General features: G+C 69.2%; 5 protein-coding genes. 1 reads left to right on the top strand and 4 read right to left on the bottom strand.

Features of this window, described 5'->3' with window-relative positions:
• Positions 1–69: 69 nt before the first annotated feature.
• The 3 genes from NL1_RS36765 to NL1_RS22090 form a co-directional block, all read right to left on the bottom strand.
• Entirely contained in the window at positions 70–1,821 is a 1,752-nt protein-coding gene (locus NL1_RS36765; protein ID WP_084510849.1) for a glycoside hydrolase domain-containing protein, read from the bottom strand.
• Between the two features lie 602 nt (positions 1,822–2,423).
• The gene (locus NL1_RS22095; protein WP_067842460.1) at positions 2,424–2,849 is read right to left on the bottom strand and encodes an HIT family protein; all 426 of its coding nucleotides are present in this window, start codon (positions 2,847–2,849) and stop codon (positions 2,424–2,426) included.
• A 31-nt stretch (positions 2,850–2,880) separates the two neighbouring features.
• Positions 2,881–3,258, bottom strand: coding sequence for a PH domain-containing protein (locus NL1_RS22090; protein WP_067842463.1), 378 nt, complete (start codon positions 3,256–3,258; stop codon positions 2,881–2,883).
• A gap of 226 nt (positions 3,259–3,484) precedes the next feature.
• Between NL1_RS22090 and purD the strand changes: the two genes are divergently transcribed.
• Entirely contained in the window at positions 3,485–4,762 is a 1,278-nt protein-coding gene (gene purD / locus NL1_RS22085) for a phosphoribosylamine--glycine ligase (protein ID WP_067842457.1), read from the top strand.
• A gap of 76 nt (positions 4,763–4,838) precedes the next feature.
• Here purD and NL1_RS22080 read toward each other — a convergent pair.
• On the bottom strand, positions 4,839–5,291 hold a 453-nt coding region (locus NL1_RS22080; RefSeq protein WP_156094986.1), incomplete at its 5' end, for a M23 family metallopeptidase.

The raw sequence follows: 5,291 nt of genomic DNA, 5'->3' as shown, positions 1-5,291 counted from the left end.
AGCCGGGCGCCTTTCTGCATCCGCTTCGCGGCTGAGCTCAGTGGTGGAGGCTCTGTCGTTTGCATCCGCTCAGTCGCGATCCGGGATGGGCGTATCGGGATCGTCGTTGTGTAGCAGCGCGACCGTGTTCCTGCGCCCCGGCCAGTAGATGGTCCCGTGTTCGAAGCGCTGGTACGCGCCGCCGTCGAACTCCTGCTCGTCGGCGACGGGCCAGCCCAGCTCGCCGTTCTCGAAACCGGATCGATTCCATCGATCGCGGATCGCGCCGTGCACCCAGACCGGCGGCCGGTCGGCGTCGTAACGCAGGTACAGCGCGCCGCCCTGGAAGCCCTGCACCTCGCCGAGGCGCACGCCGTCCGCGGCGGTCAGGACGGTCCGGTCGGTGATCGGCCAGCCGAGCGGACCCGCCTCCCAGCCGAGTTCGGCGAACTTGGCGAACAATTCCGCGGATATGGCATGCGCGCCGGTCTTCGGGTGCCAGTAGACCTGGCCGTTCTCGAATTCGGCGCGGCGGCCAACGCCGTCCGGGGTGGTGATCTCGCCCACGGTGATTCGCCGGCCGAGCCACGGAGCGGCAGCGGCGGCGTCATCGATGGCGTTGCCCTGCCCCGGTGGTGGTCCGCCGCCCGCGTACTCGTTCACGAACGTTTCCAGCCGATCCCACGGGAAGTTGTAGCCGACGTCGGTGTGCGTGCCGATCCCCAGCTCCTCGGTCACGTACTTGTGGTCCGAGATGCCCTCCCCGCGCCAGTACGGCGGCGGGATGACGACCGGCTCGAAGCCGTACTTGCGCGCGTCCTGGACCGCCAGCCAGGCGGCGATCCGGATATCGTCTTCGCGCTCCAGCCACTGCGCCCGGCTCCACCCGGCGCGGGACCCGGCGAAGCACAGGTTGATCGTGAAGGGGTTGGCGTCGAGCACGCTCCAGCTGGCGTAGTCGGTATCGACGACGTCGCACACGATCCCGTCGCGCACCGTGTAGTGGTAGGAGACGCCGTTGGCGGAGTTGTTCAGATAGTTCGCCAGCGACTCGGCGGTGCCGTTGCCCTCCTGCGTGTGCAGCAGGAAATTCGTGACGCGTGCGCCGTGGCGGCTGCTGCGCGAATTGCCCATGCGGTCGAGCTCGACGTACTCGGGCTGGGCCACGGTCCGCGGCCCGCGGTCGATCGACCACTGCCCGTAGTCCGCGGCGTAGATGTCGTTCACGTCGACCGGCGAGCCGTCGATGATCGGGCCGGGGCTCGACGGGGTGTCGACGATGCGCTGATACAACGAGATGCCCTCGGCGATATCGCCTTCCGACCACGCCTTGGTCTGCCAGGCCCAGTACCGGCCCGGCGTGGTGGACCGGCCGACGACGCCGTCGCGGATGGCCCACTGGCACACCTCGTCGTGGCCGTAGACGCCGGTCCACTCCTGGCCGATCGCGTTGTTCACACCGCGGAAGAAGTGCACGGCCTTGGTGTTCCAGGTGTGCTCGTCGATGTCCTCGTCGACGGCGAAATAGATCGGGCTGAACCCCGGCCCGCCCGCGGCGAAGTGGCGTTGCCTGGCCTCCTGGCCCATCCGCGCGCCGCCCTCGTAGCCAAGCGTGTAGTCCGAGGGAGCGCTCGCGTTGCCGGGTTTGCCGTACTGCCAGATCGAGACGATGTCCAGCCCCGCGGCGCGGATGCGGTCCGCGTACTCACGCGTGAGCGGCTTGGCCCCGAAGTTCGAACCCGGCCGCGACGTCGAGACGTAGGCGAGCACCGCGACGTGCCCGGCGTCCCGGATGGCGTGCGGATCGATCTGGCGTGCTGCGTAATCCACTGCTGTGACCATCGTTGCCCCTTCGTTTCGTTGGTGCCGATTCTCTCGGCCGTCCACGCCGGCCGGGCCTGGACCGACGGCGCCGAAGAGCCTGGGGGTCAGCCGAAGAGAGACATCACGGCCGAGATCCACAGGGGGTGGACGACGTCGCCGTCGAGAATTGCGAAAGGTGTGCGCGGTATGCCGCTGTGCCGCCGACGTTCACGTCGAGTCGCTCGACGTGCGATTCGCCGGACTCAGGTACGGCAGGCAGGGTGCGCTTCGCCGACGGCGGGTAGTCGGTCGGCAGCGAGGGAACCCCGGTCGCCGGGGAGCGGTCTCCGCAGCGGCGCATCGTCCGTCGATACTGTTGCCGGAGAAGGGAACTGTTCGTGGCTATCGACCATGACACCACTCGTTTCGTGCGGAGCTTCAACGTCTGAACGCCGTCTTCGCGCAACGGCACGGTCAACTGAGAAAAGTGTAGTTGAGCAGCGAGCTTCGGACGGGTTCGTCATTGAACAGTGATGAAGCCGGTGCGATCCCGGCGCGGGCTCGCGAAAGGGAAAGGGCGCTCGGCTCGCAACCGAGCGCTCTCCGGCATGTGGGGATGGGACGATCCCGCGCGGACCCGCTCAGTCCGGCACGTTGGCGCCGTGACCCAGATCCCGCAGCGCCTGCTTGATCTTGGCCTGCGCCTCGTCCAGCGACTCGGGCGAGGGATTCGGGTCGGCGCCGGAGATGTTGAAATCTCCCAGGCTGTAGGCAGGGAAGACGTGCACGTGCAGATGCGGCACCTCGAGCCCGGCGATGAGCAGACCGGCGCGCGGCGCGTCGAAGGCAGCCCGCACGGCCCTGCCGATCTGCTGCGCGACGCCGTTGAGGCGCGCGAAGGTGTCGGCGTCGATGTCCTGCCAGTGGTCGATTTCCTTGCGCGGCACCACGAGGGTGTGGCCCTGGGTGATCGGGGCGATGGTCAGGAAGGCGACGAATTCGTCGTCCTCCCAGACGAATCGACCAGGGATCTGACCGGCGATGATCGCACTGAAGACGGAAGCCATATCCGCAGCGTAGTCCGCGGACGGCCGCGCGCTACACCGCCACGAAGTGCGAGAGCAGGCCCTGCACCTCGTAGATGTCGACCTGCCGGTTGAACCGCTTCTGCAGCGGCTCGTGTGTGCCCGCGATCCAGATGACGAGCTCGGCGTCCATATCGAAGGTGCCCGCGGTCTCCACCGAGAAATGCGTGATCGAGCGGTAGGGGATGCTGTGATAACTCACCTTCCTGCCGGACAGTCCCTGCTTGTCCACCAGGATCAGGCGGCGGTTGGTGAAGAGGATGGCGTCGCGCACCAGGAGGTAGGCGGAATAGATCTGCTCGCCGTTGCCGAGCAGCTTCGCGTACTCCTGCTGTGCCTGGCCCGGATCTATGCGTCCGGCGTTGCCCATCAGTCCGTCGATCAGACCCATGATCTGTACGTCCTTCGCGGGGGAGGGGAGACGGTCCGGCGGATTGTCCGAACCCTCCCCACCCATGATCCACGGGTCACGGCCGCGACGGACGAAAGGCGGCAATCGATTTCGCGATCGGTCGGCTATCGGCTGCCCAACGGTGGGCGAACGGCTGCCGAACGCCGGTCGACCAGAAGTCCGATGCCCGGAGAGGCGGGTAGCCGCTTCACCTAAGCTGTTGCCCGTGCGCGTACTCGTCATCGGTTCCGGAGCCCGTGAACATGCCCTCGTCCTCAGCCTGCGCCGCGACCCCGCGGTGAGCGCCCTCTATGCGGCGCCGGGCAACGCGGGCATCGCGCAGCACGCGCAGGTGCGTCCGGTCGACCCGTCCTCGGCCGAGGCCGTCGTTGCGCTGGCCACCGAACTGGCCGCCGACCTCGTGGTCATCGGCCCCGAGGTGCCGCTGGTGCTCGGCGTGGCCGACGCGGTGCGCGCGGCGGGCATCGCCTGTTTCGGCCCGTCGGCCGCGGCCGCGCGGATCGAGGGCTCGAAGGCCTTCGCCAAGGATGTGATGACGGCGGCAGGCGTGCGCACCGCGCACAGCGAGGTCGTCGACACCCCCGCCGAGCTGGACGCCGCACTCGATCGTTTCGGACCGACCTGGGTCGTGAAGGACGACGGCCTCGCCGCGGGCAAGGGCGTCGTGGTCACCGCCGACCGCCTCGCGGCCCGCGATCACGGCGCCGAACTGCTCGAGCAGGGCCACCCGGTGCTGCTGGAGTCGTTCCTCGACGGCCCGGAGGTCTCGCTGTTCTGCCTGGTCGACGGCGAGACGGTGGTGCCGCTGCTGCCCGCGCAGGACCACAAGCGAGTCGGCGACGGCGACACCGGACCCAACACCGGCGGCATGGGCGCGTACACGCCGCTGCCCTGGTTGCCGGAGGAGACCGTCACCGCGATCGTCGAGGACGTGGTGAAGCCGGTCGCCGCCGAGATGGTGCGCCGCGGCTGCCCGTTCTCCGGGCTGCTCTACGCCGGTCTCGCGATCGGCGCCGCCGGGCCCTCGGTGGTCGAATTCAATTGCCGCTTCGGCGATCCCGAGACCCAGGCGGTGCTCGCCCTGCTGGAGAGCCCGCTCGGCGAACTGCTGAACGCGACCGCGACCGGCACCCTCGCCGAGGTCGCCGCGCCGCGCTGGCGGGACGGCTCGGCCATCACCGTGGTCATCGCGGCCGAGAACTACCCGGGCCGCCCGCGCCTGGGCGACGTGATCACGGGTGTCGGCGAAGGCGCACAGGACGACGCCCCCGTGCTGCACGCGGGTACCGCGCTGCGCGAAGACGGCGCGCTGGTCTCCTCGGGCGGCCGGGTTCTCAGCGTCGTCGGCGTCGGCGCCGACCTCTCCGAGGCCCGCACCAAGGCCTACGATCGCATCGCCACGATCAAACTCCCCGGCAGCCACTACCGCACCGACATCGGCCTCGCCGCCGTCGAAAACCGCATCGCCCTCCCCACCCAGTAGCCCGGTCCGTTCCACACAGCCGCCACCCGCCGCACACAGGCGGTGACGCTGTGCGGCGTCGAAATGGTCTGTGGGGTCAGAAGCTGAGCCCGCGCATGGCCAGCCAGGCGCGCGGGTCGACGTGTTGTCCGCCGACGATCACCTCGAAGTGCAGGTGCGGGCCGGTGGAGTCGCCGCGGTTGCCCATGCGGGCGATCTGCATGCCCGCGGGCACGCGCTCGCCGACGGAGACGAAGAAGTCGTACATGTGCCCGTAGACGGTGATGGCGCCGTCGTCGTGGCGGATGCGCACCCACAGGCCGAAACCCTGGGCGGGGCCCGCGTCGATCACGGTGCCGTTGGCGACCGCGTAGATCGGGGTGCCGATGGGCGCCGCTATATCGATGCCGTTGTGGAAAGTGCCCCAGCGGGAACCGAATCCGGAGGTGAATGCGCCCCGCGTCGGCAGCACGACGCCGCCGATCCCGGGCAGGATCGAGCCGGGCGGCAGCGGGGCGGTGCCGCCCATCCACGGCTGCCATTCGCCCGC

This window comes from Nocardia lijiangensis NBRC 108240 (assembly GCF_001613045.1).
Taxonomy (GTDB): Bacteria; Actinomycetota; Actinomycetes; order Mycobacteriales; family Mycobacteriaceae; genus Nocardia; species Nocardia lijiangensis.
Note: the sequence above shows the minus strand (reverse complement) of the source record. Positions and strands in the feature narration are given on the sequence as shown.

What these genes read in the sequence shown, in the direction of transcription:
- NL1_RS22095 (WP_067842460.1), bottom strand. Translation starts at nt 2,849, where the DNA reads ATGGCTTCCGTCTTCAGTGCGATCATCGCCGGTCAGATCCCTGGTCGA.
- NL1_RS22090 (WP_067842463.1), bottom strand. Translation starts at nt 3,258, where the DNA reads ATGGGTCTGATCGACGGACTGATGGGCAACGCCGGACGCATAGATCCG.
- NL1_RS36765 (WP_084510849.1), bottom strand. Translation starts at nt 1,821, where the DNA reads ATGGTCACAGCAGTGGATTACGCAGCACGCCAGATCGATCCGCACGCC.